Raw genomic sequence first — 26,371 nt, 5'->3', positions numbered from 1 at the left:
GCGCCCGAGCACCGACCGTGAGAGTCGTGTGTGCCGATCGCCGTTTCCGGTAGCCCCGGAAACCATTGGTACTACATGAAAAGAATGCTGATCAACGCGACTCAACCCGAGGAGTTGCGTGTTGCACTGGTCGACGGCCAACGCCTGTTCGACCTCGACATCGAGTCGGGCGCCCGCGAGCAGAAGAAGGCCAACATCTACAAAGGCCGCATCACTCGCGTCGAACCCAGCCTCGAAGCCGCCTTCGTCGACTTCGGCGCCGAACGCCACGGCTTCCTCCCCCTCAAAGAAATTTCCCGCGAATACTTCAAGAAATCCCCCGAAGGCCGGATCAACATCAAGGAAGTCCTGAGCGAAGGCCAGGAAGTCATCGTCCAGGTCGAGAAGGAAGAGCGCGGCAACAAGGGCGCCGCCCTGACCACCTTCATCAGCCTGGCCGGCCGTTACCTGGTGCTGATGCCGAACAACCCGCGCGCCGGCGGCATCTCCCGCCGTATCGAAGGCGAAGAGCGCAACGAGCTGCGCGAGGCCCTGAACGGCCTCAACGCACCGGCCGACATGGGCCTGATCGTGCGCACCGCCGGCCTCGGCCGCAGCACCGAGGAACTGCAGTGGGACCTCGACTACCTGCTGCAACTGTGGAGCGCGATCAAGGAAGCGTCCGGCGAACGTGGCGCGCCCTTCCTGATCTACCAGGAAAGCAACGTCATCATCCGCGCCATCCGCGACTACCTGCGCCAGGACATCGGCGAAGTGCTGATCGACAGCATCGACGCCCAGGAAGAAGCCCTGAACTTCATCCGCCAGGTGATGCCGCAGTACGCCAGCAAGGTGAAGCTGTACCAGGACAGCGTTCCGCTGTTCAATCGCTTCCAGATCGAGAGCCAGATCGAGACCGCTTTCCAGCGCGAAGTGAAGCTGCCGTCCGGCGGCTCCATCGTCATCGACCCGACCGAGGCCCTGGTTTCCATCGACATCAACTCGGCGCGCGCCACCAAGGGCGGCGACATCGAGGAAACCGCCCTGCAGACCAACCTGGAAGCGGCCGAGGAAATCGCCCGCCAGCTGCGCCTGCGTGACATCGGCGGCCTGATCGTCATCGACTTCATCGACATGACCCCGGCGAAGAACCAGCGCGCCGTGGAAGAGCGTGTCCGCGAAGCCCTCGAGGCCGACCGCGCGCGCGTCCAGGTCGGTCGCATCTCGCGCTTCGGCCTGCTGGAAATGTCCCGCCAGCGCCTGCGTCCGTCCCTCGGCGAGACCAGCGGCATCGTCTGCCCGCGCTGCAACGGCCAGGGCATCATCCGCGACGTCGAGTCGCTGTCGCTGGCCATCCTGCGCCTGATTGAGGAAGAAGCCCTGAAGGACCGCACCGCGGAAGTCCGCGCCCGCGTGCCCTTCCAGGTCGCCGCCTTCCTGCTCAACGAGAAGCGCAACGCCATCACCAAGATCGAACTGCGTACCCGCGCGCGCATCTTCATCCTGCCGGACGATCATCTGGAAACCCCGCATTTCGAAGTCCAGCGTCTGCGCGATGACAGCCCCGAACTGGTTGCCGGCCAGACCAGCTACGAAATGGCCACCGTCGAGCACGAAGAAGCCCAGCCGGTCAGCTCGACCCGCACCCTGGTCCGCCAGGAAGCAGCAGTCAAGACCGTCGCTCCCCAGCAGCCCGCACCGCAACACACCGAAGCACCGGTCGAGCCGGCCAAGCCGATGCCCGAGCCGAGCCTGTTCCAGGGCCTGGTGAAGTCCCTGGTCGGCCTGTTCGCAGGCAAGGATCAACCTGCCGCCAAGCCTGCTGAAACCAGCAAGCCGGCTGCCGAGCGCCAAACCCGCCAGGACGAGCGTCGCAACGGCCGCCAGCAGAACCGCCGCCGCGATGGCCGCGATGGCAATCGCCGCGACGAAGAGCGCAAGCCCCGCGAGGAACGCGCAGAGCGCCAACCGCGCGAAGAGCGCGCCGAACGCCCGAACCGCGAAGAGCGCAGCGAACGTCGCCGCGAAGAGCGCGCCGAGCGCCCGGCTCGCGAGGAGCGCCAGCCGCGCGAAGGCCGTGAAGAGCGCGCCGAGCGGACACCCCGCGAAGAGCGCCAGCCGCGCGAAGGCCGCGAAGGTCGCGAGGAACGCAGCGAACGCCGCCGCGAAGAGCGCGCCGAACGCCCGGCCCGCGAAGAGCGCCAACCCCGCGAAGGCCGTGAAGAACGCGCCGAGCGCCCGGCCCGCGAAGAGCGCCAGCCGCGCGAGGATCGCCAGGCTCGCGACGCCGCGGCCCTGGAAGCCGAGGCGCTGCCGAACGACGAGAGCCTGGAGCAGGACGAGCAGGACGATACCGATGGCGAGCGCCCGCGCCGCCGCTCCCGCGGCCAGCGTCGTCGCAGCAACCGCCGCGAACGCCAGCGCGAGGTCAGCGGTGAGCTGGAAGGCAGCGAGGCGACCGATAATGCCGCCGCGCCGCTGAACACCGTCGCAGCCGCCGCCGCTGCCGGTATCGCTGTCGCCAGCGAAGCCGTAGAAGCAAACGTGGAGCAAGCCCCGGCCACTACCAGCGAGGCTGCCAGCGAAACCACGGCAAGCGATGAGACCGACGCGTCGACCAGCGAAGCCGTCGAAACCCAGGACGCGGACAGCGAGGCCAATACCGGCGAAACCGCCGACATCGAAGCGCCGGTGACCGTCAGCGTGGTCCGGGACGAAGCCGACCAGAGCACCCTGCTGGTCGCGCAAGCCACTGAAGAAGCTCCCTTCGCCAGCGAAAGCGTGGAAAGCCGCGAAGACGCCGAGAGCGCCGTGCAACCGGCAACGGAAGCGGCCGAAGAAGTTGCCGCCCCGGTGCCCGTCGAAGCAGCAGCCCCTAGCGAGCCCGCAACCACCGAGGAGCCGACCCCGGCCATCGCGGCGGTGCCGGCCAACGCGACCGGCCGTGCCCTCAACGACCCACGGGAAAAACGTCGCCTGCAACGCGAAGCCGAGCGTCTGGCACGCGAAGCCGCAGCAGCAGCCGAAGCGGCAGCTCAGGCCGCTCCCGCCGTCGAGGAGGTCCCGGCTGTAGCGAGCGAGGAAGCGTCGGCCCAGGAGGAACCTGCTGCACCCCAGGCTGAAGAAATCGCCCAGGCCGACGTTCCGTCCCAGGCGGACGAAGCCCAGGAAGCGGTACAGGCCGAGCCTGAAGCTTCCGGCGAAGACGCCACCGACACGGAGCACGCGAAAAAGACCGAGGAAAGCGAAACCTCGCGCCCGCATGCCTGAGTGACAGACTGAAAAAAGGGGATGCCATGGCATCCCCTTTTTTTTGCGTGTCATTCCGCGGCACTCCGGCATACCGCCCGTCATGACCAGAGCCGCCGAACACGCACAATGAAAAAGGGATGCCGCCGGCATCCCTTTTTCATTCTCCAGCCGCACCCTCAGTAGAGATTGGGTTCAGGCTCCAATTCGACGCCGAAACGCCGACGGACGTCCTCCTGGATACGCTCCGCCAATGCCTGGACTTGGGCACCGGTGGCACCGCCATGGTTGACCAGAACCAGCGCCTGCTGCGCGTGTACCCCCACCGGGCCATCGCGAAAGCCCTTCCAGCCGCCCTTGTCGATGAGCCAGCCTGCAGCCAGCTTCAGCCGACCGTCCGCCTGCGGATAGCCAACCAGATCCGGGAAGGCCTGACGCAAGCGTTCGGCCTGCGCCGCATCCACCAGCGGGTTCTTGAAGAAGCTGCCGGCATTGCCCAATACGGCGGGGTCGGGCAGCTTTTCCCGGCGAATGGCGCAGATTACCCGGCTTACGTCCCTGGCCGTCGGACTGGCGATGCCCTCCTCCTCCAGGCGCTGGCGTACCGGCCCGTAGTCCAGGTGCAGCCTCTCCCGCCGTGTCAGGCGCAGGCGCACGCGGAGGATCAGCCAGCGATCAGGCTCCTGCTTGAACAGGCTGTCGCGGTAGCCGAAACGGCAGGCCTGGCGATCGAACTCACGCAGGGTTCCATCCTGGCGATCCAGCGCCGTCAGGCTGTCGAAGACATCCTTCAGCTCCACGCCATAGGCGCCGATGTTCTGCATCGGCGCCGCACCCACGGTGCCGGGAATCAGGCTGAGATTTTCCAGACCGGCCAGGCCCCGCTCCAGGCTCCATTGTACGAATGGGTCCCAGGCCTCGCCCGCCTCCGCCTCGACCAACACCGAATCCGCGGCATCGGAAACAATTCGCCGCCCCTGGCTGACCATGCGCAAAACCAGCGCCTCGACGTCACGGGTCAGCAGCAGGTTGCTGCCACCACCGATCACCAGCAGCGGCAATCCACGCTCCCGAGCCAGGGCCAGGGCCTCGCGCACATCAGCCTCGTCCCGGGCGTGGGCCAGCAGGCGGGCGCGCACGTCGATGCCGAAGGTGTTATAGGGCTTCAGCGAGCAATGCTCTTGCAGTTCCAGGCTCACAGTCGCCCCTTGGCTTCGATCAACAGACGGTCGCAGGCATGTTCGATCAGGTCGAGGACCTGCTCGAAGCCTTCTTCGCCGCCATAGTAGGGATCGGGTACTTCGTCCCGCTCGGACCCGTAGCGACGCAGGAACAGATCCAGTTCGGCGGCACCGCGCCCGGCACGCAGGGTCTCGAGGTCGGCCAGGTTGGACAGGTCCATGGCCAGGATCAGGTCATGGCAGGAGAAATCCTCGATGCCGACCTGGCGTCCACGCAGTGCCGACAGATCGTAGCCGCGCCTTTGCGCGGCCAGGCGGGTGCGCTGGTCAGGTGCCTTGCCGACATGCCAGCCGGCGGTGCCGGCGGAATCGACATGGATACGGGAGGCCAGCCAGGCCTCCTCGACCTTGCGCCGGAACACGCCTTCGGCGGTGGGCGACCGGCAGATGTTGCCCAGGCAGACGAACAGGACGCGCATCAGCCCCCCAGCACGCGGCGAACGCGTTCGAGGTCTTCCGGCGTATCCACGCCCGGAAGCATGGTTTCGCGGGCATCGGCCACATGGATTCGCACCCCGTGCCAGAGCGCGCGCAATTGCTCGAGGCTTTCGGCGTTCTCCAGCCAGCACGGTCCCCAGGCGACGAAATCGGCAAGGAAACCCACGCGATAGGCGTAGATGCCGATGTGGCGACGATAGGGCACGCCCTCCGGCAGGCTGTCGCGATCGCGGGCGAAGGCGTCACGAGCCCAGGGCAAGGGCGCACGACTGAAAGTCAGGGCCAGGCCGTCGATGTCGGTGGCGACCTTGACCACGTTCGGATTGAACAGCGCGGAGACCTCATGGATCGGCTCGGCCAGGGTAGCGATGGCAGCTTCCGGGTGCGCCGCCAGGTTGGCCGCCACCTGGTCGATGAGCGCCGGGGGGATCAGCGGTTCGTCGCCCTGGACGTTGACCACGATGGCATCGCTGGCCAGGCCGAGCCGGGAAGCGACTTCCTCCAGGCGATCGGTGCCGGAGTTGTGCTCGGCACGCGTCAGCAGCGCCTCGGCGCCGAACCCCTGGCACGCCGCCAGGATGCGTTCGTCGTCGGTGGCGACGACCACGCGGCTGGCGGCGCTCTTGCGGGCCTGGTTCCAGACGCGCTGGATCATTGGCTGGCCGGCGATATCCTGCAATGGCTTGCCGGGCAGGCGAGTGGAGGCGTAGCGGGCGGGAATGACGACAGTGAACGCCTGGGTCATTACTTGTCCAGCCGCTCGTCCACGTTCAGGGAGCGAGCCTCGCTCTCCAGCATCACCGGGATGCCGTCGCGGATCGGATAGGCCAGGCCGGCCTGCTTGCTGATCAGTTCGGTCTTGTCTTCGCTGAGCACCAGCGGGCCCTTGGTCAACGGGCAGGCAAGGATATCGAGGAGTTTCGGGTCCATGGCGGAGTCCTTCATACAATGGCGGCACGGCCGCCGGTCAGCGCGCCAGGAGATGCTCGAGTCGGGCGTCGAACCAGGCGACGAATGCAGGGGAAGGCACCGCATCGACCGCCAGGTACCACCAGTCGGCCGCTGCGAAAGCCCGGCATTTAACGGCATCCTTCTCGGTCATCAGCAGCGGCAGCGGCGGGCTGAACGCCAGTTCGGCCGCCGTGTAGGTCGCGTGATCCGGGAAGGCATGCGGAATCGCCCGCCAGTGTAGCGCCTCGAGCGTCCTGAAGAAACGCTGCGGATTGCCGATCCCGGCCAGGGCATGGACCTCCTGGCCCGCGGGAAAATGCTCCAGCGGTCGGCGCTCGCCGCTCTGCAGGTTGATCAGCGCAGTAGGCTGCAAGCGGAATGCGTAACCGCCGTCAGGATCCTCGTCGGCGCCGTTGTAAAGCAGCGCGTCGACGCTTTCCAGACGCTCCGCCGGTTCGCGCAACGGACCGGCCGGCAGGCAACGACCATTGCCGAGACCGCGCGCGGCATCGATCAGCACCAGTTCCAGATCGCGCGCCAGGCGATAGTGCTGCAAGCCATCGTCGCAGAGGACCAGGTCCAACTGCTCTTCGGCGAGCAGCGCCTGCAGGGCGCGCGGACGATCCGGGTCGATCATCAGCGGCACGCCGCTGCGCCGGACAATCATCAGCGGTTCGTCGCCAGCCTCCGCGGCGTCCTGCTCGGCCCGCACCCGCCACGGCGTGGTGGGCGGCCGGGCACCATAGCCGCGGCTGATCACGCCAACCCGCAAGCCGCGAGCCCTGCAGTGCTCGATCATCCAGAGGATCATCGGCGTCTTGCCGGTTCCGCCGACGGTGATATTGCCTACCACCAGCACCGGCAGCGGTGCCCGGTAAGCGGGCTTGCGCCCGGACAGGAAGTCCGCCCGGCGGCCGTTCGCCACCCGACGATAGAGAGCCTCCAGCGGACGCAGCAGCGCCAGCGCCGGATGCCCCTGGTACCAGGCGGCGAGCAGTCGCTCGGAGAACGACATCAGGGCTTGGCCGCCGTGTTCTCGACCGTGGTGATGCGCAGGTGGACGAAGCCCAGCTTGCCCGCTGCGTCCATCGCCGTGACCACCGACTGGTGGGTGGACTTGGCATCGGCGCTGATCACCACCGGCAGGTTGTTGTCGCCCGCCGATTCACGCTGCATCGCCGCCATCAGGGTGGCCAGGTCGCTCTTGGCCAGCGCCTGCCCGTTCAAGGCGTAGTGCCCCTCGGCATCCACCGAGAGTTCCAGTTGCTTCTGCTCGGTGCCGGCGGTTTCGCCGCTCTCCGCCGATGGCAGCTCGATGTTGAGCTGCTCGGGGCGGGTGAAGGTGGTACTGACCACGAAGAACAGCAGCAGGACGAAGATCACGTCGATCAGCGACGCCAGGTTGATGAAGACGTCTTCACGGGCGGCACCCGCCCGTCTGCGGCGGAATTTCACGCTTTGCCTTCCTCGACGTAGTCGACTTCACGATCGCCCTGCACCACTTCCACCAGCTTGATGGCCTCCTGCTCCATGGCGATCACCAGTTCGTCGACCCGCCGCAGCAGGTAGCGATGGAAGAACACCGCCGGAATCGCCACCAGCAGGCCGGCGGCGGTGGTGATCAATGCCTTGGAGATGCCCGCGGCGAGCATCGGCGAGTTGGCCATGCCGTTGTCCATGAAGGCGCCGAAGATCTGGATCATGCCGAACACCGTACCCAGCAGGCCCAGCAGCGGCGCCATCGCGGCGATGGTGCCGAGGGCGTTGAGGTAGCGCTCCAGCTCGTGGATGACACCGGAAGCAGCCTCCTCGATGCACTCCTTCATGATCTCGCGACCGTGCTTGGAGTTGGCCAGACCGGCGGCGAGGATCTCTCCCAGCGGCGAGTTGGCGCGCAGGTCCTTGAGCTTCTGGGCGCTCAGTTGCTTGCCCTTGATCTGCTTCCACACCTGGCCGAGCAGCTCGGGCGGCGCGACGCGGCTCTTGCGCAGCGTCCACAGGCGCTCCGCGACGATGGCGGTGGCGGCGATCGAACTCAGAATGATCGGCAGCATCATCCAGCCGCCGGCTTGAACCAGTTCCCACACAGTGGCATATCCCCGAAAAAAAAGTGGCGCCACTCTAGCACAGCGACCCTTTTCCGCCGACCGCCACGGTTCTCATTTTTCCCGCCAGAAGTGCGCCGAATCACGCTCCCGGCGTGCGCCGCCACGGCTTCCGAGGAGAAACGTCAGGGCACCGTCGCGTGCCGTGTCGTGGACCTGCGCGGCGACCCTCGCGTAACGCTCCATCACTTCGCCATGGGGATGGCCGAAGGCGTTGCGCCAACCTCGCGAGACCAGCACATGGCGAGGCCGCGTACGCAACACGAAGGCGACTCCGGAGGAACTGCGGCTGCCATGATGCGGCGCCAGCAACCAGTCGACCCGGGGATCGGCCTGTCGCGCCAGCCAGGCATGCTCGGCCGCACGCGAGATGTCCCCGGTCAGCAGCAGGACTTCGCCATCAGCCTCGACCCTCAGCACACAGGAGCGGTCGTTGCTGTCGCCGGCCTGTGCCCATGCCCACTGTTCGAAAACCACGCCATCCCAGGACCAGCTCCGCTCGTCGCAGCTGTCCGCGAACAACGGCGAAGGCAGGCGCGCGGGTTCGCCGCTGACCAGCCAAACCGGCGGGAATCGGGAAGCGACCGTAGGAGCACCGCCTGCATGGTCGTTGTCGGCATGGCTCAGCAACAGGCCGTCCAGGCGCCGCAGGTCCAGGCTGCGCAGCACCGGCACCACCACCCGCTCGCCCATGTCGAACGCCCCCTGCCGCGCACCGCTGTCATAGAGCAAGACATGCTCTCGGGTACGCACCAGCACGGCCAGCCCCTGGCCGACGTCCAGCACCCGCACTTCCGCCCGCCCCCATTCGACAGGCGGCGATGACGGCAACAATGCCGGCAGTAGCAACGCGGCACCGAGGGCACGCAACGGCAAGCCAGCCGGCGCCAGCCAGCAGAGCGCGCCGAGCATGCCCAGCGCTACGCTCCAGGCCGCTGCGGCGGGTGGCTGCCAGGCCTCGGCCAGGCCCGCCAGCAGGCCAAGCGCACGAAACAGCAGGTCCAGCGAAACGCCAGCGGCGCGAAGCAGCCCCTCGCCCAGCCCGGGCACCCACAGCAGCAGGCTCCCCGCCAGGGCCGGGGGCACTACCAGCAGTTCGATCCAAGGCACCGCCAGCAGGTTGGCCGGCGCTCCGCTCAGGCTCAACGGCAGGCCCAGCGCCAGCAGCGGCATCGCCAGCCCCAGCGCCATCCCCCACTGCGCCCGCCCCCAGGCCGCCCACCAGCGCCAGCGCCCAAGGCGCCCGGCGAACAGCCAGAGCAGCAGGGCAACCGCCAGGAACGACAGCCAGAACCCCGCCTGCAGGCTGGCCAGCGGCTCGACCAGCAAGACCAGCACCAGCGTTGCCAGCAGCGGGGTCAGCAAGCCCAGGTGGCGGAAACGCAGGCGCCAGACCAGCGCCAGGCTGACCATCAGGCAGGCGCGCCGCACCGGGACCTCGAAACCCGCCATCAACCCGTAGCTCCAGGCACCAAGCAAACCCAGGGCGCAGGCACAGGGCAGCCAGGGCAGGCGCCGCGGCCAGCAGCCCAGGCGATGCAAGGCCGCCACCAGGCCATAGAGCATCCCCGCCAGCAACGAGATATGCGAACCGGAGATGACCATCAGATGCACGGTGCCGGTGTCCTGGAACATTCGCCACTCGGCCGCGCTCAACCCCGAGCCATCCCCCAGCACCAGCGCCGCCAGGGCGGCGCCGCGCCCCTGTGCGTCGACCGCCAGCAGGCGCTGGCGCCAGGCATCGCGCCAGGCATCCAGGCCGCTGGCCGGCTGCAGGCGCTGGCCCGCCTTCACCGTGCCCACAGCACCGACCCGCTGCGCCAACAACCAGGCCTCGTAGTCGAAACCCGCCGCGTTCACCAGGCCGCGGGGGCGTTTCAGGGTCACCGCCAGGCGCCAGCGTTCGCCGCCCATCAGCGGCGGCGCGCCGCGCCAGCTCAGGCGCAGACGCTCGGGAAGAAGCACGCCCCGCGCAGCGCGGACCTCCTCCAGCCGGAAGCGCGTGACGCCCTCGCCGCTCGCCGGCAGATCGACCACACGCCCCTCCAGCCAAAGGGTGCGACCATCCAGCTCGGCGGCCAGGCGTCCGTCCAGGGCGACTTGCGCCGAGCCGCAGGCCCAGGCGAACCCGAGCAGGAACAACCCCAGCCAGTACAGCCGGCCGAACAGCAGCAACAGTCCGGCGGCGGCCATGCCCAGCAGCCAGCCGACCGACGGCAATTCCGCCAGGAAGCGCAGGGCCAGCAGCCCCGCGGCGAGGGCTGGCAATCCCAGGCGCATGAACGGTTCCTCCCATCCCCGTGGCGTGCCCTCCGCTCCCCGACATGTCACATGGGGTCATACAATGGGCAACGAAATCCTGTCATCTTGCTTGGCATAATACGCAAGCCTATATCCACCGAGAGCCCACATGCCGCGTCGCCTGTTCAAGCGCTACATGCCCGATCCGGAAAGCATCCGCTCGCAGAAGTCGCTGCGCTTTCTCGGCAAGTTGACGCACGATCCCAACCTTTGGCATCTCAATCGCCACTCGGTATCGCGCGCCATGGCCGCCGGGCTGTTCGCCGCCTTCATCCCGATGCCGATGCAGATGCTGCTGGCGGCCGGTCTGGCGGTGTGGATTCGGAGCAATCTGCCAATCTCCGTCGGATTGGTCTGGCTGACCAATCCGATCACGATGCCCCCGGTCTTCTATTGCACCTACAAGCTGGGCGCCTGGTTGATGCAGGTGCCGCCGCGCACCCTGCCGGACCATCTCACCTGGGAATGGATCAGCCAGGAGCTGTCCAGCCTCTGGCAGCCCTTCCTGCTCGGTTCGGTGGTGTGCGGCATCATCGCCGCCATCCTCGGCTACGCGCTGACGATGCTCTACTGGCGCTGGTGGGTGCAGCGCAGTTGGAGCCGACGCTGCCGGCAACGTCGCGAACGGGTCGCCGCGAAGTGATCCGCCGGACATGAAAAAGCCGCCTCGAAGGCGGCTTTTTCGTGGGCCTTGTCCGCCCCGTGCTGGGACTGGCGCAGGCCTTCTCGCTCACTCGTAGCGCAGCGACTCGGCCGGTTGTGTCCGCGCCGCGCGCCAGGATGGGTACAGGGTGGCGAGGAAGCTCATCAGCAATGCAGCGCTGCAGATCAGCACCACGTCCAGCACCTGCAGATCGGAAGGCAGGTAGTTGATGAAGTACACATCCGAGCTGAAGACCTTGTGTCCGACCAACCGTTCGATGCGGTCGATCATCCCGGTGATGTTCAACGCCGCGAACACCCCGAGTACCCCGCCGATGACCGTCCCGATCACGCCGATGACGGTGCCCTGGACCATGAAGATCGCCATGATCTGCCGCGGCGTGGCGCCGAGGGTACGAAGAATCGCGATGTCGGTGCGCTTGTCGGCGACCACCATGATCAGGGTGGCAATGATGTTGAAGGCGGCGACCGCGATGATCAGCAGCAGGAGCAGGCCGATCATGGTCTTTTCCATCTTCATCGCGTTGAACAGGCTGCCCTGGGTCCTGGTCCAGTCGCTGGACCTGAAGCCCTGCCCCAACTCCTTGACCACCTTGGCGGCGACCTGCGGCGACTGGTAGAGATCCTTCAGCTCCAGGCGCACGCTCGGCACCTGGCCCGGTTGCAGGCGCAGCAACTGGCCGGCATCGGCGATGTCGATCAGCGCCAGCGAGTTGTCCAGTTCGGCACCGACCTTGAACAGGGCGACGATGGTGAAGCGCTGCATGCGCGGAGTGATGCCGCCCGGCGCGCTGGTGGCTTCCGGGACGATCAGGGTCAGCTTGTCGCCGACATTGACATGGAAGCGCCGCGCGGTGATCTCGCCGAGGACGATGCCGAACTCGCCAGGCTTGAGGTCGTCCAGGCTGCCCTGGACGATGTGCTCACCGACGATGGAAACCTTGCGCTCCTCCTGCGGGTCGATGCCGTTGACCAGCACCGGCAGCATATTGCCCTTGTACGACAGCATGCCCTGCAGTTCGGCGAACGGCGCCGCGCCGACCACCTCGCGGTGCCGCAGCGCCGCGTTGGCGACGGTCTGCCAGTCGTCCAGCGGCTGCGCCGCGCTGATGGTGGCATGCGGCACCATGCCGAGGATCCGCATGCGCATTTCCTTCTGGAAGCCGTTCATCACCGAGAGCACGATGATCATCGCCAGCACGCCCAGCGCCAGGCCGATCATCGAGGTCAGCGAGATGAACGAGATGTAGTGGTTGCGGCGTTTGGCGCGGGTGTAGCGCAGGCCTATGAAGAACGGTAACGGTCTGAACATGTCGCGGATGCACCGAGTCGATGGGGGATTCGCCGGACGGGAGCGGACGGCGGGCACGCCGTCGCCCCGCTACGCGGCGATCAGTCGGCCTTCTTCCAGGCGCAGGATGCGATCCATGTGCCCGGCCAGCTGGAGATCGTGGGTTACCACCAGGAACGAGGTCTGCAACGAACGGCTCAGTTCCAGCATCAGCTCCTGGATACCCTGGGCGGTATGCTGGTCAAGGTTGCCGGTGGGCTCGTCGAGCAGTACCAGCTGCGGACGGTTGACCAGCGCGCGGGCGATCGCCACCCGCTGGCGCTCGCCGCCGGACAGCTCGGCCGGCTTGTGCGACAGGCGATGACCCAGCCCGACCCGCTCCAGCAGCTCGGCCGCCCGCTGGCGGGCTTCCGCGATCGGCGTGCGGCCGATCAACAGCGGCATGCAGACGTTCTCCAGGGCGGTGAACTCCGGCAACAGGTGGTGGAACTGGTAGACGAAGCCCAGCGCGCGGTTGCGCAGCAGCCCGCGGGCCGTCTCGTTCAGCGCCGAGAGTTCCTCGCCGGCGAGCCAGACGCTGCCGGCGGAGGGCGTGTCCAGGCCGCCGAGCATGTTCAGCAAGGTGCTCTTGCCCGAACCGGAGCTGCCGACGATAGCCACCCGCTCCCCAGGCAGCAGGTTCAACTCGACGCCGGACAGCACCTGCACCGATTGCGGCCCCTCGTCGTAGCTCTTGCTCAGGTTGCGGCAACTCAGCACCGACTTGTCATTCATAACGCAAAGCCTCCGCAGGCTGGGTGCGCGCCGCACGCCAGGCTGGATACAAAGTGGCGAAGAAGCTGAGGACCAGGGCCGCGCCGCAGACCAGCACGACATCGTCGAGCATCAGTTGCGACGGCAGGTAATCGATGAAGTACACGTCGGACGCGAGGAACTGGTGGCCCAGCAGCTTTTCCAGGGCGGAAATCCAGGCGCTGACGTTGAGCGCCGCGACCACCCCGAGGACCCCGCCGACCAGCGTGCCGATCACCCCGATCACCGTGCCCTGGACCATGAAGGTAGCCATGATCTGCCCCGGCGTGGCGCCGAGGGTACGAAGGATGGCGATGTCCGACTTCTTGTCGGTGACCACCATCACCAGGGTGGAAATGATGTTGAACGCGGCGACCGCGACGATCAGCAGCAGCAACAGGCCGATCATGGTCTTTTCCATGCGGATGGCCTGGTACAGGTTGCCGTGGCTGCGCGTCCAGTCGCGGGCGTAGAAGTCATTGTCGGTCAGGGTCCGGGCGATCTCCCAGGCCACCCGCGGCGCCTGGAACAGGTCGTCGAGCTTCAGGCGCAGCCCCTGTACCTGGTTGGTCTTCCAGCGCTGCAGGCGCGCGGCGTCTTCCAGGTGGATCAGCGACAGGCCGCCATCCAGTTCGCCGGCGCCGACGCGGAAGGTGCCGACCACGGTGAAACGCTTCATCCGCGGGAATACCCCGGCCGGGGTGACCGCCACCTCGGGGAGGATCAGGGTGACCTTGTCGCCGATGCCGACGCCGAGCTTCTGCGCCGCCAGTTGGCCGATGACGATACCGAAGCCGCCGGCCTTGAGTTCCGCCAGCGAGCCCTGCTTGAAGAAATCGGGAATGATCGAGACCTTGGCCTCTTCCAGCGGATCGACCGCATCGACCATCACCGTCTGCACCGCGCCATTGGCGCTGAGCATGCCCTGCATCTGGGTGAACGGCGCTACCGCGGTGACATGCTCGTGGGCCTTGACCTTCTCGGCCAGGGCGCGCCAGTCATCGATGGGCTGGTACGACTCGACGGTGGCCTGCGGCACCATGCCGAGGATGCGGGTACGCATTTCGCGATCGAAGCCGTTCATCACCGAGAGCACCACGATCATCACCAGCACGCCCAGTGCCAGGCCGATCATCGAGGTCAGCGAAATGAAGGAGACGAAATGACTGCGACGTTTGGCCCGCGTATAGCGCGTGCCGATGAAAACGGACAGGGGTCTGAACATGTCGCCCTTAGCTGGCAGAAAATGGATGCGTCGGGATGGCGAAGTGGCGAGGCATCGCCGGCGGCCTTACACTCTGACCATCACTGCCGCCGTGGGTTCGCCATGTCCACTCGTGACGCGGATGACCGCCGCGAATACTACCGTATCGAAGATACCCTCGCACTGGAATTTCGCCCTGCCGGGGCCGTCGAAGACGGCCTGGAGAGCGAGCCGGGGGCCACCCTGTTCAGCCTGCTCAGCGACCTCCACCTGATGGATTACGAGTCGCAGCACCTTCTGCGCCACATCAGCGAACGCGACCGCACGCTGGCCAACTACCTGAAGGTGATGAACAAGCGCATCGACCTGCTTGGCCAGGTCATGGTGCAGAGCCTGCTCAAGGAGATCGGCGAACCGCGCAAGGTCAGCCTGTCCGAGGGGGGAGTCAGCTTCCGCCACGACCGCGCATTGCCGGTCGGCCAGTTGCTCGTCCTGCGCATGGTCCTGTTGCCGCAGGGGTTCGGCCTCGAACTGCGGGCCCGGGTAATCCACGCCCAGCCACACGACGACGAATTCGAGATCGGCACCGAGTTCGAAGCGTTGAGCGACGCACAGCGCCAGTTGCTGGCCCGGCATATCCTCCAGAAGCAGGCCCAGCAGCGCCGCCTGGCACGGGCCGGACAGGGCCCGCTCGGCGAGCCGGGCCAACCTTCTTCGACCTGAAACCTTCTTCGACCTGAGATGTGCCGATGCTCCGTTCGCTACTGCTGTGCTCCCTCCTCCTCGCCCCGCCGCTGTTCGCCGACACCCTGAGCATTCCGCTGGGCGCCCAGGGCGATACCCGGGTCGCCCTGCCCGCGCACGGCGAAAGCCGCGAAGCCGTGCTGCAACGCTTCGGCCTGGCCGACGAGGAACATCCCGCGGTCGGCCAGCCGCCCATCGTGCGCTGGGATTACCGCGACTTCTCGGTATATTTCGAAAGCGGCCGGGTGCTCGACAGCGTTCGCCATCATCGGCCGCGGAATCCCGCGCAACCCTCGAACAAGGAGCCACAGTGACTCTCATCTATGGACATCGCGGCGCCAAGGGCGAAGCGCCGGAAAACACCCTGGCCAGCTTCCAGCGCTGCCTGGAGCATGGCGTCAACCGTTGCGAACTGGACCTGCACCTGTCCCGCGACGGCGAACTGATGGTGATCCACGACCCGACCCTGAAGCGCACCACCGGCCGCCGCGGCAAGGTCGCCGAACACGACGCGGCCACCCTGGTCACCTACGACGCGCGCAAGGGCGGCCCCGGCTGGGTACGGCCGACGCCGATCCCGCGGCTGGAGGAGCTGTTCGAGAAGTGCCCGTTCGAGCACTGGCAGCTGGAAGTGAAGAGCGCCTCGCGCGAACGCGCGGCGCGGACGGTAACGCGGATCAGGGAGCTGACCGAGCGCTTCGGCAACCGCGACAAGGTCACCGTCACCAGCGGTTCGCGGACCGTGCTCAAGGCCCTCAACGAACTGACCCCAGAGCTGTCGCGCGGGCTGGTCGCCGAATACGCCTGGCTCGACCCGCTGAAGGTCGCCCAGCACTATGGCTGTGCCCTGCTCGCCCTGAACTGGACCCTATGCACCCCGGAACGCCTGCTCAAGGCCCAGCGCCAGGGGCTTCACGTCTCGGTGTGGACGGTCAACGAACCGGCGCTGATGCGCCGGCTCGCCGACTTCGGCGTGGACAGCCTGATCACAGACTTTCCCGGTTTGGCCAGCGCCACCCTCGGGAATCGCTGAGCACATCCCCTCCGGCCGGCTCAGGCCGCCGGCCGGAGTCCTTCAAAAAAGCCGGTTGAGGCCGTCGAACGCCGCTACCCGATAGGCTTCCGCCATGGTCGGGTAGTTGAAGGTGGTGTTGACGAAGTACTTCAGGGTATTCAGCTCGCCCGGCTGGTTCATGATCGCCTGACCGATATGGACGATTTCCGAAGCCTGGTCGCCGAAGCAGTGCACGCCGAGGATCTCCAGGGTCTCGCGATGGAACAGGATCTTCAGCATGCCCACCGGCTCGTTGGAAATCTGCGCCCGGGCCATGCCCTTGAAGAACGCCTTGCCCACTTCGTAGGGAATCTTCGCCGCGGTCAGTTCGCTTTCGTTCTTGCCGATCGAGCTGATCTCCGGAATGGTGTAGATGCCGGTCGGCACATCGTTGACGAAGCGCCAGCTGTCGCTCTCGACGATGTTGCCGGCGGCCGAGCGGCCCTGGTCGTAGGCAGCGCTGGCCAGGCTCGGCCAGCCGATCACGTCGCCGGCGGCGAAGATGTTGCTCACCGAAGTGCGGTAGTTCTCGTCCACCTCGATCTGGCCACGGCTGTTGACCTTGATGCCGACGTTCTCCAGGCCGAGCTTGTCGGTGTTGCCGGTCCGGCCGTTGCACCAGAGCAGCGCGTCCGCCTTGATCTTCTTGCCCGACTTCAGGTGCAGGATGACACCGTTGTCCAGCCCCTCGACGCGCTCGTACTCCTCGTTGTGGCGGATCAGCACGTTGTTGTTGCGCAGGTGGTAGCTCAGCGCATCGGAAATCTCGTCATCGAGGAAGCTGAGCAACTGGTCGCGCGTATCGATCAGGTCCACCAGCACGCCCAGGCCGCTGAAGATCGACGCGTATTCGCAGCCGATCACCCCGGCTCCGTAGATGATCAGCCGGCGCGGGGTGTGGCTCAGGGACAGGATGGTGTCGCTGTCGTAGACCCGCGGGTGGTTGAAATTGATGTCCGAAGGACGATACGGGCGCGAGCCGGTGGCGATCACGAACTGGTCGGCGACCAGGCGCTCCACCGCGCCGCTCGGCGTCACCACTTCGACGGTGCGTTCGTCGACGAAGCTGGCGGTGCCGGTGAACATGTCGATGCGATTGCGCGCGTAGTAGCCGGTACGCGAAGCGACCTGCTTGGAGATCACCCGGTCGGCGCTCTTCAGCACGTCGGGGAAGGAGAACCAGCGCGGCTCGCCGATCTGGCGGAACATCGGGTTGGTGTTGAACTCGATGATCTGCTTCACCGAGTGGCGCAGGGCCTTGGAGGGAATGGTGCCGAGGTGCGTGCAGTTGCCTCCGACCACGCGACGGCTGTCGACTACCGCCAGCTTGCGTCCGTACTTGGAGGCGTTCATCGCCGCCCCTTCGCCCGCCGGACCCGTGCCCAAAATCACCACGTCGTAGTTGTAGACAGCCATGCGTACTCCTCAGAACAGGCCGAGGCGCCCACTGGCGCCTCCGGCAAAGCCGCTGCACAACATGTGCGCGGCGGATCGATTCGATCATCGGGTCGGTGCGAACGACGGCATTCGCCGGGCAAGGCTCGGTCCGACCTCGAGGCGGGCATATGTTACGCCCTGTGCGAAATGTCGCACATTAGCGTTTGGTCGCGTCGTAGGCGAGTTTTCCGGGCACTACAGATTCGTCGCGGTTGGCTTCCTCGCATTTCTGCCGGTCGCCGCCGCAGATCGAGCATTCCTTCTCGATCCCCAGGTTGGCGATGCCGCCGCAGGAACCGGCGATCGGCTTGCGGCCCATGATGACGCCGATGGACATGCCGAAGACCACCAGCAGCATGATGACGAAGACCAGTAGCCAGGTCATGGACGTTCTCCTTGGTTGCCGAACAGTTGCTCGTAGCGTGGCGTGGTGCGGCTGTCGAAACCGTTGCCCTGGCGACTGACGAACAGCGCCGCCAGTCGGTGCTTCTCGGCGAAACGGTAGCCCTCCTCCGGACCGAGCACCATCAGCAGGGTCGACAGGCCGTCGGCGTTGCGCGTCGACGGATCGATCACCGTGACCGAAGCCAGGTGATGGTCGATCGGCGCGCCGGTGCGCGGGTCGAAGGTGTGCGAATAGCGCTGGCCGTTCTCTTCGAAATAGTTGCGGTAATCGCCCGAGGTCGAGACGCCGTAGCCGTCCAGCGCCAGCACCTGCTGGGCGACCCGCTGGCCCTCGCGCGGCGCTTCGATAGCGATGCGCCAGGGCGTGCCGTCCGGCTTGCGCCCTTCGGCTTTCAACTCGCCGGTGATTTCCGCCAGGTAGCTGCGCACGCCAAGCTCCTTCAGGCGTTCGCCTACCGCGTCCACCGTATAGCCAGCGGCGATGCTGTCGAAGTCCAGCTGTACGGCGGCGTCCTTGCACAGGCGCTGGCCGTCGATGCGCAGGTGTCGATGGCCGACGTCACGGCGCACCGCGGCGATCTGCTCGGCGCTGGGAACCTTCTCCACCCGCGCCTGCGGACCGAAGCCCCAGAGGTTCATCAGCGGCTCGACGGTCATGTCGAAGGCGCCCTGGCTCTGTTCCGACAACTCGCCGCCGTAGCGCAGCAACTCCAGCATCGGTGGCGGCAGCTCCATGCAGGACTGCGCCGGCAGCGCATTGAAACGCGAGACCAGGGAATCGTCGCGGTAGGTGGACATCTGCCGGTCGACCTCGGCGAGGATCGCCTCCACTGCGGCTTTCGCCGTCTGGACGTCGGGCGCCGAGGCGCCGCGCACGTACTTGATCGAATAGGTGCTGCCCATGGTCGGGCCGCCGAAGCTTTCCAGGGTGTCGCCGCAACCGGCCAGGACCAGCGCCAGCGCTGCCAGTCCGGCCATGGCAAGCGGACGGAAACGCTCAGCCACCGAAATCGTCCAGCAGGATATTCTCGCGCTCCACGCCCAGGTCGGTGAGCATCTTGATCACCGCGGCATTCATCATCGGCGGGCCGCACATGTAGAACTCGCAGTCCTCGGGCGCCGGGTGGTCCTTCAGGTAGTTCTCGAACAGCACGTTGTGGATGAAACCGGTCAGGCCGGTCCAGTTGTCCTCCGGCTGCGGGTCGGACAGCGCCAGGTGCCACTGGAAGTTGGGATTCTCCGCCTGCAGCTGGTCGTACTCCTCGGTATAGAAGGCCTCGCGCAGCGAGCGCGCGCCGTACCAGAAGCTGATCTTGCGGTTCGACTTGAGCCGGCGCAACTGGTCGAAGATGTGCGAACGCATCGGCGCCATGCCGGCGCCGCCGCCGATGAAGACCATCTCGGCCTCGGTGTCCTTGGCGAAGAACTCGCCGAACGGCCCGTACACGGTGACCTTGTCGCCCGGCTTGAGGTTGAACACCCAGGACGACATCTGCCCCGGCGGCAGGTCGCTGCCCGGCGGCGGCGAGGCGATGCGGATGTTGAACTTGACCACGCCCTTCTCTTCCGGGTAGTTGGCCATCGAGTAGGCGCGGATCACCGTCTCGTCGACCTTCGACACGTAGCGCCACATGTTGAACTTGTCCCAGTCGCCGCGATATTCCGGCTGGATATCGAAGTCCTTGTACTCGACCACGTGCGGCGGGCATTCCAGCTGCACGTAGCCGCCGGCACGAAAGTCCACGCTCTCGCCGTCCGGCAGGCGCAGGGTGAGTTCCTTGATGAAGGTGGCGACGTTGGGGTTGGACTCCACCGTGCACTCCCATTTCTTCACCCCGAAGACCTCTTCAGGCACGCGGATCTGCATATCCTGCTTGACCGGCGTCTGGCACGACAGGCGCCAGCCTTCCTTCGCCTGGCGCCGGGTGAAGTGCGACTCCTCGGTCGGCAGCATCTCGCCGCCGCCCTCGACCACCACGCATTTGCACTGCGCGCAGGTGCCGCCGCCGCCGCAGGCGGAAGACAGGAACACGTTGTTCGCCGCCAGGGTTTGCAGCAGCTTGCCGCCGGCCGGCACGGTCAGGCTGTGCTCGCCGTTGATCTGGATGGTCACGTCGCCACTCGACACCAGCTTGGCGCGGGCGACCAGGATGATCGCCACCAGGCCCAGGACGATGGCGGTGAACATGCCGATGGCCAGGAAAATCTCGAATCCGATCACGGGCCTCTCCTTACAACTGCACGCCGGAGAACGACATGAAGCCCAACGACATCAGGCCGATGGTGATGAAGGTGATCCCCAGGCCCTGCAGGCCCTCGGGGACGTCGCTGTACTTGAGCTTCTCGCGGATACCCGCCAGCGCGGCGATCGCCAGCGCCCAGGAAAAGCCCGAGCCGACGCCGTACACCGTGCTCTCGGCAAGGTTGTAGTCGCGCTCGACCATGAACAGCGAGCCGGCCATGATCGCGCAGTTCACCGTGATCAGCGGCAGGAACACGCCCAGCGCGTTGTAGAGGCTGGGTACGTACTTGTCGAGGAGCATCTCGAGGATCTGCACGATGGCGGCGATCACCCCGATGTAGCTGAGCAGGCCGAGGAAACTCAGGTCCACCTCGGGCAGCCCGGCCCAGGCCAGCGCGCCGTCCTTGAGCAGGTAGGTGTAGATCAGGTTGTTGGCCGGCACGGTGATGGTCTGCACCACGATCACCGCGATACCCAGGCCGATGGCGGTCTCCACCTTCTTCGAGATGGCGATGAAGGTACACATGCCGAGGAAGAACGCCAGCGCCATGTTCTCGACGAACACGGCCTTCACGAACAGGCTGATGTAGTGCTCCATCAGTAAGCCTCCTTGCTGGATACCTGCGGGGCCATCTTGTAGGTCGGGGCCTCGACCTGGTCTTTCTTCCAGGTCCGCAGGGCCCAGATGATCAGGCCGATCAGGAAGAACGCCGAAGGCGGCAGCAGGAGCAGGCCGTTCGGCTGGTACCAGCCGCCATCGTTGACCGTCGGCAACACGCTGATGCCGTAGAGCTTGCCGGCGCCGAACAGCTCGCGGACGAAGCCCAGCACCAGCAGCATGGCGCTGTAGCCGAGACCGTTGCCGATGCCGTCGAAGAACGACACGAGCGGCGGGTTGGCCATGGCGAAGGCTTCGGCGCGGCCCATCACGATGCAGTTGGTGATGATCAGCCCGACGAACACCGAGAGCTGCTTGCTCAGGCTATAGGCATAGGCCTTGAGCACCTGGTCGACGACGATCACCAGCGAGGCGATGATCACCATCTGCACGATCATCCGGATCGAGCTGGGAATCTGCCGGCGGATCATCGAGATGAACAGGTTGGAGAAGCCGGTCACCAGGGTCAGGGCGATGGCCATGACGGTAGCGGTCTTCAGGTTCGAGGTTACCGCCAGCGCCGAGCAGATCCCTAGGATCTGCAGGCCGATCGGATTGTTCTGGAAGACCGGATTGAACAGGACTTCGCGGATCGTGGGTTGAGCAGCCATCACGCCTCCCCTTTGCGCAGATTGGCGAGGAAGGCGTCGAAACCGTCCTTGCCGAGCCAGAAATGCAGCAGGTTGTCGACACCCTTGCTGGTCAGGGTGGCGCCGGCCAGGCCGTCGACCTGGTGGGTCGCCTTCGCCGATTGCGGGTCCACCGAGCCCTTGATGATCTGTACGGCAAGATCGCCCTGGGCGTCGTAGAGGGTCTTGCCGACCCACAGCGCCTTCCATTTCGGATTGTCGACCTCGCCGCCGAGACCGGGGGTCTCGCCATGCTGGTAGAAGCCGAAGCCGGCGACCGTGTTGAGGTCGCCCTTGAGCGCCAGGAAGCCGTAGAGGGTCGACCACAGACCGTAGCCGCGCACCGGCAGGATCAGGGTGTCGAGCTTGCCGTCGGTCTCCACCAGGTAGACCGTGGTATAGCGCTCGCGGCGCTTGATCGAGGCGATGTCCTCGGCGGCGGGCAGCGCATCCGACAGCGCCGGGTCCTTGGCCGCTTTCAGCGGGTCGTAGCCGAGCGGGTCCTGGGCATCGCTGAAGGTGCCGCTCTGCAGGTCGACCACCTTGGCGGTGATGCGACTGTCGAACAGCGCCTTGACCTCTTTGCCGGACATGCCCGGCTCGCCGAGACCAGCGATGGCGAGGATGCTGCGCTGCTTGTCGAGCAGGCGGTTTTCCGCCTGGGTCGGCTTCAGCGCCACCGCCGCGCCAGCGACGAACACCGAGCTGACCAGGCACACCACCAGGGCTACCAGCAGTGTGCGGGTGGTGGATTCTTGATTAGCCATTGCGCGCCAGCCTCCGCTTGATGTTGGCCTGAACGACGAAATGGTCGATCAGCGGTGCGAACAGGTTGGCGAACAGGATCGCCAGCATCATGCCTTCCGGGAACGCCGGGTTGACCACCCGGATCAGCATGACCATCACTCCGATCAGGGCGCCGAACAGCCACTTGCCGGTATCGGTCATGGACGCCGAGACCGGGTCGGTGGCCATGAAGATCATGCCGAAGGCGAAGCCGCCGGTGACCAGGTGCCAATACCAGGGCATGGCGAACATCGGGTTGCTGGCCGAGCCGATGGCGTTGAACAGGTAGCTCATGGCGACCATCCCCAGCATCACCCCGGCGACGATGCGCCAGGAGGCGATGCGGGTCAGCAGCAGCACGGCGCCGCCGATGAAGATCGCCAGGGTGCTGGTCTCGCCCATCGAACCCTGCATGTGGCCGAGGAAGGCATCCATCCAGGTCAAGCCGTGGCCGAGGATGTTGTCCACGCCGCCGGCGGCGGCCAGGCTCAGCGAGGTGGCGCCGGCGAAGCCGTCCACCGAGGTCCATACCGCGTCGCCGGACATCTGCGCCGGGTAGGCGAAGAACAGGAAGGCCCGGCCGACCAGTGCCGGATTGAGGAAGTTCTTCCCGGTGCCGCCGAACACTTCCTTGCCCAGCACCACGCCGAAGCTGATCCCCAGGGCTACCTGCCACAACGGGACGGACGGCGGCAGGGTCAGGGCGAACAGCACCGAGGTGACGAAGAAGCCTTCGTTGACCTCGTGGCGGCGGATGCTGGCGAACAGCACCTCCCAGAAACCGCCGACGATGAAGGTGGTCAGGTACACCGGCAGGAAGTACGCGGCGCCCTGGACCAGGCAATCCCACAAGCTGTTCGGGTCGAACCCGGCCAGCGCGCCGATCAGGGCGAAGCGCCAGCCATCCTGGGCGCTCAACAGGTCGGGGCTCTGGGCGAAGATCAGGTTGGCCTGGTGGCCGACGTTGTACATGCCGAAGAACATCGCCGGGAAGGTGCATAGCCAGACGATGATCATCATGCGCTTCAGGTCGATGCCGTCGCGCACGTGTGCAGTGGTGCGGGTGACGCTGCCGGGACGATAGAGGAAGGTGTCCACGGCTTCGTACAGCGGGTACCACTTCTCGTAGCGCCCGCCCTTCTCGAAATGATGCTCGACCTTGTCGAGCAGGTTACGCAAACCCATGGCTCAGCCCTCCTGCTCGATGCGTGCCAGATTGTCCCGCAGAATCGGGCCGTATTCGTACTTGCCGGCGCAGACGTAGCTGCACAGCGCCAGGTCCTCTTCGTCGAGTTCCAGGGCGCCGAGCTTCTGGGCCATTTCCGTGTCGCCGACGATCAGGTAGCGCAGCAGTTGAGTCGGCAGGATATCCAGCGGCATCACCGCCTCGTAGTTACCTACCGGCACCATCGCCCGTGGGCTGCCGTTGGTGCTGGTGGTGAAGGCGAAGCGCTTGCCGCCGAGCAGCCTGGAGACGAACACGTTGAGCAGCGAATGCTTTTCCACCCCGGCGCGCAGGTAGTGGAGGAACTCGCGCTGGTCGCCCTCCTTGAGACAGGACAACTGCAGGTGGTAGCGCCCCAGGTAGGCGTAGGCGCCATGGGCGGTGCGACCGCCCAGCACGGAGCCGGAGATCAGCCGGTTGTTGCCCGGCTGCAACTGGCCGGCGGCCAGTTCGTCGAGGTTGGCGCCCAAGCGGGTGCGCACCAGACGTGGCTTTTCCACCACCGGACCGGCCAGGGCGATCACCCGCTCGGTCCACAATTGCCCGGTCGTGAACAGCTTGCCGATGGCGATCACGTCCTGGTAGTTCAGGTTCCACACGCTCTTGCCGGCACCCACCGGGTCAAGGAAGTGGATATGGGTGCCGGGCAGGCCCGCCGGATGCGGACCGGAGAATGCTTGCGCGGTCACGCCGGAGAGCGCCTCGCCGGGTAGCGAAACGCCTTCCGCCTTGCACAGGAACACCCGGGCCAGGCGCCCGAGCACCGTCAGCCCGGCCTGGAAGGCCTCGCCCTGCTCCGCGATAACCACCTGCGGATCGGCGGCCAGCGGCTGGGTATCGATGGCAGTGACGAAAATCGAACTGGGGCTGGACTCGGGATCGGGCACCTTGCTGAACGGCCGGGTCCGCAGCGCGGTCCACAGGCCCGACTGCAACAGGTTGTCGCGAACCTGCTCGGCGCTCAGCGTGGCGAGTTTGTCAGCGGGATAACGGGCGAACTCCAGTTGCTCGTCGCCGTCGAGATCGATGACCACCGATTGCAGGACGCGCTTCTCGCCACGATGGATGGCACTGACCACACCGGCGCCGGGTGCGGTATAGCTGACGGAGGGATTCTTCTTGTCGGTGAACAGCGCCTGCCCCAGCTTCACCCGGTCGCCTACCTGCACCGCCATGGTCGGCTTCATGCCGTGGTAGTCGAAACCGATCAACGCCACGCTGCGTACCGGGCGTGCTGCCTCGATGCGCTGTTCGGGGGCGCCGCTGATGGGCAGGTCCAGGCCACGTTTTATCTTGATCATGTCTAGTGCCTAGTGGTCGTGGACAGAAAAGACGAGGCCCAAGTCAGAAAATGACCATCATCGCGCGCAACGTACTGAATTGGCACGATTGATGAATGGCCCCGCAAGGTAACCACGGGATTATAAAGAGCCACCTCCCCGGGAGCCACCCAAGCCGCACACCGGGTCTTGAAACGCGTAACAGAAAACGACAGAAAAACATGCCCGTGCGAAATGAAAAACGGGAGCCGAAGCTCCCGTCCTGCGCCACCCGCAGGCTCAGGCCTGCTGGCCGAGCCCGCGCCTTTCCGCCAGCGACAGCTTGACCCGGTAGCACAACCACATCAGCAGCAGCCAGAATGGAATGGCGTACACCGAGATGTTGATCCCGGGGATCATCAGCATGATGCCAAGGATGAACACCACGAAGGCCAGGCACAGGTAGTTGCTGAACGGCGACCAGAGCGCCTTGAAGAAGGTGTCCACGCCCTGGCGCTTCATCGCCGCGCGGAACTTCAGGTGCGACAGGCTGATCATCGCCCAGTTGATCACCAGCGCCGCCACCACCAGCGACATCAGCAGCTCCAGCGCCTTGTGCGGCAATACGTAGTTGACGATCACGCAGAGGAAGGTGATCAGCGCCGAGACCAGGATCGACAGCACCGGCACGCCCCGGCGGTCCACCGACATCAGCACCTTCGGCGCGTCACCCTGGGCGGCCAGGCCGTAGAGCATCCGGCTGTTGCAGTAGACGCCGCTGTTGTAGACCGACAATGCCGCGGTGAGTACTACGAAGTTGAGGATGTTGGCCGCGGTGCCGCTGCCGATCAACGAGAAGATCTGCACGAACGGGCTGCCGCTGTAGTCGTCGCCGGAAGCGTTGATGGTCTCCACCAACTGGTCCCATGGATACAGCGAGAGCAGCACCGCCAGGGCGCCGATATAGAAGATCAGGATCCGGTAGATCACCTGGTTGATCGCCTTCGGGATCACCTTCCGCGGCTCGGACGCCTCGGCGGCGGTGATACCCACCAACTCCAGCCCCCCGAAGGAGAACATGATGATCGCCAGGGTCATCACCAGGCCGCTGAGACCGTTGGGGAAGAAGCCGCCGCGGTCCCACAGGTTGCTCACCGAGGCTTGCGGTCCGCCACCGCCGCCGACCAGCAGGTAGATACCGAGCAGGATCATGCCGACGATCGCCGCTACCTTGATGATCGCGAACCAGAACTCGGTCTCGCCGAAGGCTTTCACGTTGGCCAGGTTGATCGCGTTGATCAGCACGAAGAACGCCGCCGCCGTCGCCCAGGTCGGCACGTCCGGCCACCAATACTGGATGTACTTGCCCACCGCGGTCAGCTCCGACATGCCCACCAGGATGTACAGCACCCAGTAGTTCCAGCCGGAAAGGAAACCGGCGAATCCGCCCCAGTACTTGTGTGCGAAGTGACTGAAGGAGCCGGCCACCGGCTCCTCGACGATCATCTCGCCGAGCTGGCGCATGATCAGGAAGGCGATGAAGCCGCCAATGGCGTAACCGAGGATCATCGACGGGCCGGCCGTCTTGATGACGCCCGCCGAGCCGAGGAACAGCCCGGTGCCGATCGCCCCGCCCAGCGCGATCAACTGGATGTGGCGATTCTTCAGGCCACGCTTCAGCTCGCCCTGGTGCAGATGTTGACCATCCATTGAAAAAC

The 26,371-nt window shown here is 65.9% G+C and carries 26 protein-coding genes; 5 read left to right on the top strand and 21 right to left on the bottom strand.

Annotated features, from left to right (window positions below):
* Positions 1 to 75: 75 nt before the first annotated feature.
* Positions 76 to 3,249, top strand: a complete 3,174-nt coding sequence (gene rne, locus AC1RB9_RS10125) for a ribonuclease E (protein ID WP_033873587.1) — start codon at positions 76 to 78, stop codon at positions 3,247 to 3,249.
* A 158-nt stretch (positions 3,250 to 3,407) separates the two neighbouring features.
* Here the strand turns inward: rne and murB are convergent, their stop codons facing one another.
* The 8 genes from murB to AC1RB9_RS10085 form a co-directional block, all read right to left on the bottom strand.
* Complete coding sequence (murB, locus tag AC1RB9_RS10120; protein WP_003452487.1) at positions 3,408 to 4,427, bottom strand: UDP-N-acetylmuramate dehydrogenase; 1,020 nt, start codon at positions 4,425 to 4,427, stop codon at positions 3,408 to 3,410.
* Positions 4,424 to 4,888 carry a low molecular weight protein-tyrosine-phosphatase gene (locus tag AC1RB9_RS10115; protein ID WP_003452488.1) on the bottom strand — a complete coding sequence of 155 codons (465 nt, stop codon included), beginning with the start codon at positions 4,886 to 4,888 and terminating at the stop codon, positions 4,424 to 4,426. Before AC1RB9_RS10115 ends, murB begins: the two co-directional genes overlap by 4 nt.
* Positions 4,888 to 5,652, bottom strand: coding sequence for a 3-deoxy-manno-octulosonate cytidylyltransferase (gene kdsB, locus AC1RB9_RS10110; protein ID WP_003091155.1), 765 nt, complete (start codon positions 5,650 to 5,652; stop codon positions 4,888 to 4,890). Before kdsB ends, AC1RB9_RS10115 begins: the two co-directional genes overlap by 1 nt.
* On the bottom strand, positions 5,652 to 5,837 hold the full coding sequence (locus AC1RB9_RS10105) for a Trm112 family protein (protein ID WP_003091157.1): 186 nt from the start codon (positions 5,835 to 5,837) through the stop codon (positions 5,652 to 5,654). Before AC1RB9_RS10105 ends, kdsB begins: the two co-directional genes overlap by 1 nt.
* Positions 5,838 to 5,874: 37 nt before the next feature.
* A complete protein-coding gene (gene lpxK, locus AC1RB9_RS10100; RefSeq protein WP_003091159.1) occupies positions 5,875 to 6,873 on the bottom strand; it encodes a tetraacyldisaccharide 4'-kinase in 999 nt (332 codons plus the stop codon).
* A complete protein-coding gene (locus tag AC1RB9_RS10095) occupies positions 6,873 to 7,313 on the bottom strand; it encodes an ExbD/TolR family protein (RefSeq protein ID WP_003091161.1) in 441 nt (146 codons plus the stop codon). The genes lpxK and AC1RB9_RS10095 overlap by 1 nt, the downstream gene beginning before the upstream one ends.
* Positions 7,310 to 7,945 (bottom strand): MotA/TolQ/ExbB proton channel family protein, encoded by a 636-nt coding sequence (locus tag AC1RB9_RS10090; protein WP_003091163.1) that lies wholly within the window; start codon positions 7,943 to 7,945, stop codon positions 7,310 to 7,312. The genes AC1RB9_RS10095 and AC1RB9_RS10090 overlap by 4 nt, the downstream gene beginning before the upstream one ends.
* 72 nt (positions 7,946 to 8,017) lie before the next feature.
* The gene (locus AC1RB9_RS10085; RefSeq protein ID WP_003119806.1) at positions 8,018 to 10,243 is read right to left on the bottom strand and encodes a DNA internalization-related competence protein ComEC/Rec2; all 2,226 of its coding nucleotides are present in this window, start codon (positions 10,241 to 10,243) and stop codon (positions 8,018 to 8,020) included.
* A gap of 130 nt (positions 10,244 to 10,373) precedes the next feature.
* Between AC1RB9_RS10085 and AC1RB9_RS10080 the strand changes: the two genes are divergently transcribed.
* Positions 10,374 to 10,907 carry a DUF2062 domain-containing protein gene (locus AC1RB9_RS10080; RefSeq protein WP_003091165.1) on the top strand — a complete coding sequence of 178 codons (534 nt, stop codon included), beginning with the start codon at positions 10,374 to 10,376 and terminating at the stop codon, positions 10,905 to 10,907.
* Positions 10,908 to 10,994: 87 nt separating this feature from the next.
* Here the strand turns inward: AC1RB9_RS10080 and AC1RB9_RS10075 are convergent, their stop codons facing one another.
* The 3 genes from AC1RB9_RS10075 to AC1RB9_RS10065 all read right to left on the bottom strand — a co-directional run bounded on the left by AC1RB9_RS10075 (position 10,995) and on the right by AC1RB9_RS10065 (position 14,235).
* Complete coding sequence (locus AC1RB9_RS10075) at positions 10,995 to 12,239, bottom strand: lipoprotein-releasing ABC transporter permease subunit (protein WP_003452489.1); 1,245 nt, start codon at positions 12,237 to 12,239, stop codon at positions 10,995 to 10,997.
* 69 nt (positions 12,240 to 12,308) lie between these two features.
* A complete protein-coding gene (gene lolD, locus AC1RB9_RS10070; protein ID WP_003091168.1) occupies positions 12,309 to 12,992 on the bottom strand; it encodes a lipoprotein-releasing ABC transporter ATP-binding protein LolD in 684 nt (227 codons plus the stop codon).
* Positions 12,985 to 14,235, bottom strand: a complete 1,251-nt coding sequence (locus AC1RB9_RS10065) for a lipoprotein-releasing ABC transporter permease subunit (protein ID WP_003091170.1) — start codon at positions 14,233 to 14,235, stop codon at positions 12,985 to 12,987. The genes lolD and AC1RB9_RS10065 overlap by 8 nt, the downstream gene beginning before the upstream one ends.
* Positions 14,236 to 14,337: 102 nt before the next feature.
* Here AC1RB9_RS10065 and AC1RB9_RS10060 point away from each other — a divergent pair, with 102 nt between their 5' ends.
* The 3 genes from AC1RB9_RS10060 to AC1RB9_RS10050 are packed head-to-tail and all read left to right on the top strand — an operon-like array spanning position 14,338 to position 15,991.
* Positions 14,338 to 14,937, top strand: coding sequence for a PilZ domain-containing protein (locus AC1RB9_RS10060; RefSeq protein WP_003105196.1), 600 nt, complete (start codon positions 14,338 to 14,340; stop codon positions 14,935 to 14,937).
* A 26-nt stretch (positions 14,938 to 14,963) separates the two neighbouring features.
* A complete protein-coding gene (locus tag AC1RB9_RS10055; protein ID WP_003105194.1) occupies positions 14,964 to 15,272 on the top strand; it encodes a hypothetical protein in 309 nt (102 codons plus the stop codon).
* On the top strand, positions 15,269 to 15,991 hold the full coding sequence (locus AC1RB9_RS10050; protein ID WP_003105190.1) for a glycerophosphodiester phosphodiesterase: 723 nt from the start codon (positions 15,269 to 15,271) through the stop codon (positions 15,989 to 15,991). The genes AC1RB9_RS10055 and AC1RB9_RS10050 overlap by 4 nt, the downstream gene beginning before the upstream one ends.
* A gap of 42 nt (positions 15,992 to 16,033) precedes the next feature.
* Here the strand turns inward: AC1RB9_RS10050 and sthA are convergent, their stop codons facing one another.
* From sthA to AC1RB9_RS10000, 10 genes are all read right to left on the bottom strand, one after another.
* Entirely contained in the window at positions 16,034 to 17,428 is a 1,395-nt protein-coding gene (gene sthA / locus AC1RB9_RS10045; RefSeq protein ID WP_003091177.1) for a Si-specific NAD(P)(+) transhydrogenase, read from the bottom strand.
* Between the two features lie 178 nt (positions 17,429 to 17,606).
* Positions 17,607 to 17,834: a (Na+)-NQR maturation NqrM gene (nqrM, locus tag AC1RB9_RS10040; RefSeq protein WP_003091178.1), complete on the bottom strand. Its 228-nt coding sequence runs from the start codon at positions 17,832 to 17,834 to the stop codon at positions 17,607 to 17,609.
* Complete coding sequence (locus AC1RB9_RS10035) at positions 17,831 to 18,859, bottom strand: FAD:protein FMN transferase (protein ID WP_003105187.1); 1,029 nt, start codon at positions 18,857 to 18,859, stop codon at positions 17,831 to 17,833. The genes nqrM and AC1RB9_RS10035 overlap by 4 nt, the downstream gene beginning before the upstream one ends.
* Entirely contained in the window at positions 18,852 to 20,075 is a 1,224-nt protein-coding gene (nqrF, locus tag AC1RB9_RS10030) for an NADH:ubiquinone reductase (Na(+)-transporting) subunit F (protein ID WP_003113984.1), read from the bottom strand. Before nqrF ends, AC1RB9_RS10035 begins: the two co-directional genes overlap by 8 nt.
* Before the next feature lie 10 nt (positions 20,076 to 20,085).
* Positions 20,086 to 20,694 carry an NADH:ubiquinone reductase (Na(+)-transporting) subunit E gene (gene nqrE, locus AC1RB9_RS10025; protein WP_003091182.1) on the bottom strand — a complete coding sequence of 203 codons (609 nt, stop codon included), beginning with the start codon at positions 20,692 to 20,694 and terminating at the stop codon, positions 20,086 to 20,088.
* Positions 20,694 to 21,368, bottom strand: a complete 675-nt coding sequence (gene nqrD / locus AC1RB9_RS10020) for an NADH:ubiquinone reductase (Na(+)-transporting) subunit D (protein WP_003119802.1) — start codon at positions 21,366 to 21,368, stop codon at positions 20,694 to 20,696. The genes nqrE and nqrD overlap by 1 nt, the downstream gene beginning before the upstream one ends.
* A complete protein-coding gene (locus tag AC1RB9_RS10015; protein WP_003105182.1) occupies positions 21,365 to 22,150 on the bottom strand; it encodes a Na(+)-translocating NADH-quinone reductase subunit C in 786 nt (261 codons plus the stop codon). Before AC1RB9_RS10015 ends, nqrD begins: the two co-directional genes overlap by 4 nt.
* Complete coding sequence (locus AC1RB9_RS10010) at positions 22,143 to 23,354, bottom strand: NADH:ubiquinone reductase (Na(+)-transporting) subunit B (RefSeq protein WP_003109478.1); 1,212 nt, start codon at positions 23,352 to 23,354, stop codon at positions 22,143 to 22,145. The genes AC1RB9_RS10015 and AC1RB9_RS10010 overlap by 8 nt, the downstream gene beginning before the upstream one ends.
* Before the next feature lie 3 nt (positions 23,355 to 23,357).
* Positions 23,358 to 24,695 carry a Na(+)-translocating NADH-quinone reductase subunit A gene (locus AC1RB9_RS10005; protein ID WP_003105177.1) on the bottom strand — a complete coding sequence of 446 codons (1,338 nt, stop codon included), beginning with the start codon at positions 24,693 to 24,695 and terminating at the stop codon, positions 23,358 to 23,360.
* Positions 24,696 to 24,953: 258 nt separating this feature from the next.
* Positions 24,954 to 26,363: an amino acid permease gene (locus tag AC1RB9_RS10000; RefSeq protein ID WP_003118089.1), complete on the bottom strand. Its 1,410-nt coding sequence runs from the start codon at positions 26,361 to 26,363 to the stop codon at positions 24,954 to 24,956.
* Positions 26,364 to 26,371 lie beyond the last annotated feature (8 nt).

Source organism: Pseudomonas sp. 20-5 (genome assembly GCF_056782835.1).
The sequence above is the reverse complement of the archived record's forward strand: the minus strand, read 5'-3'. Positions and strand labels throughout refer to the sequence as shown.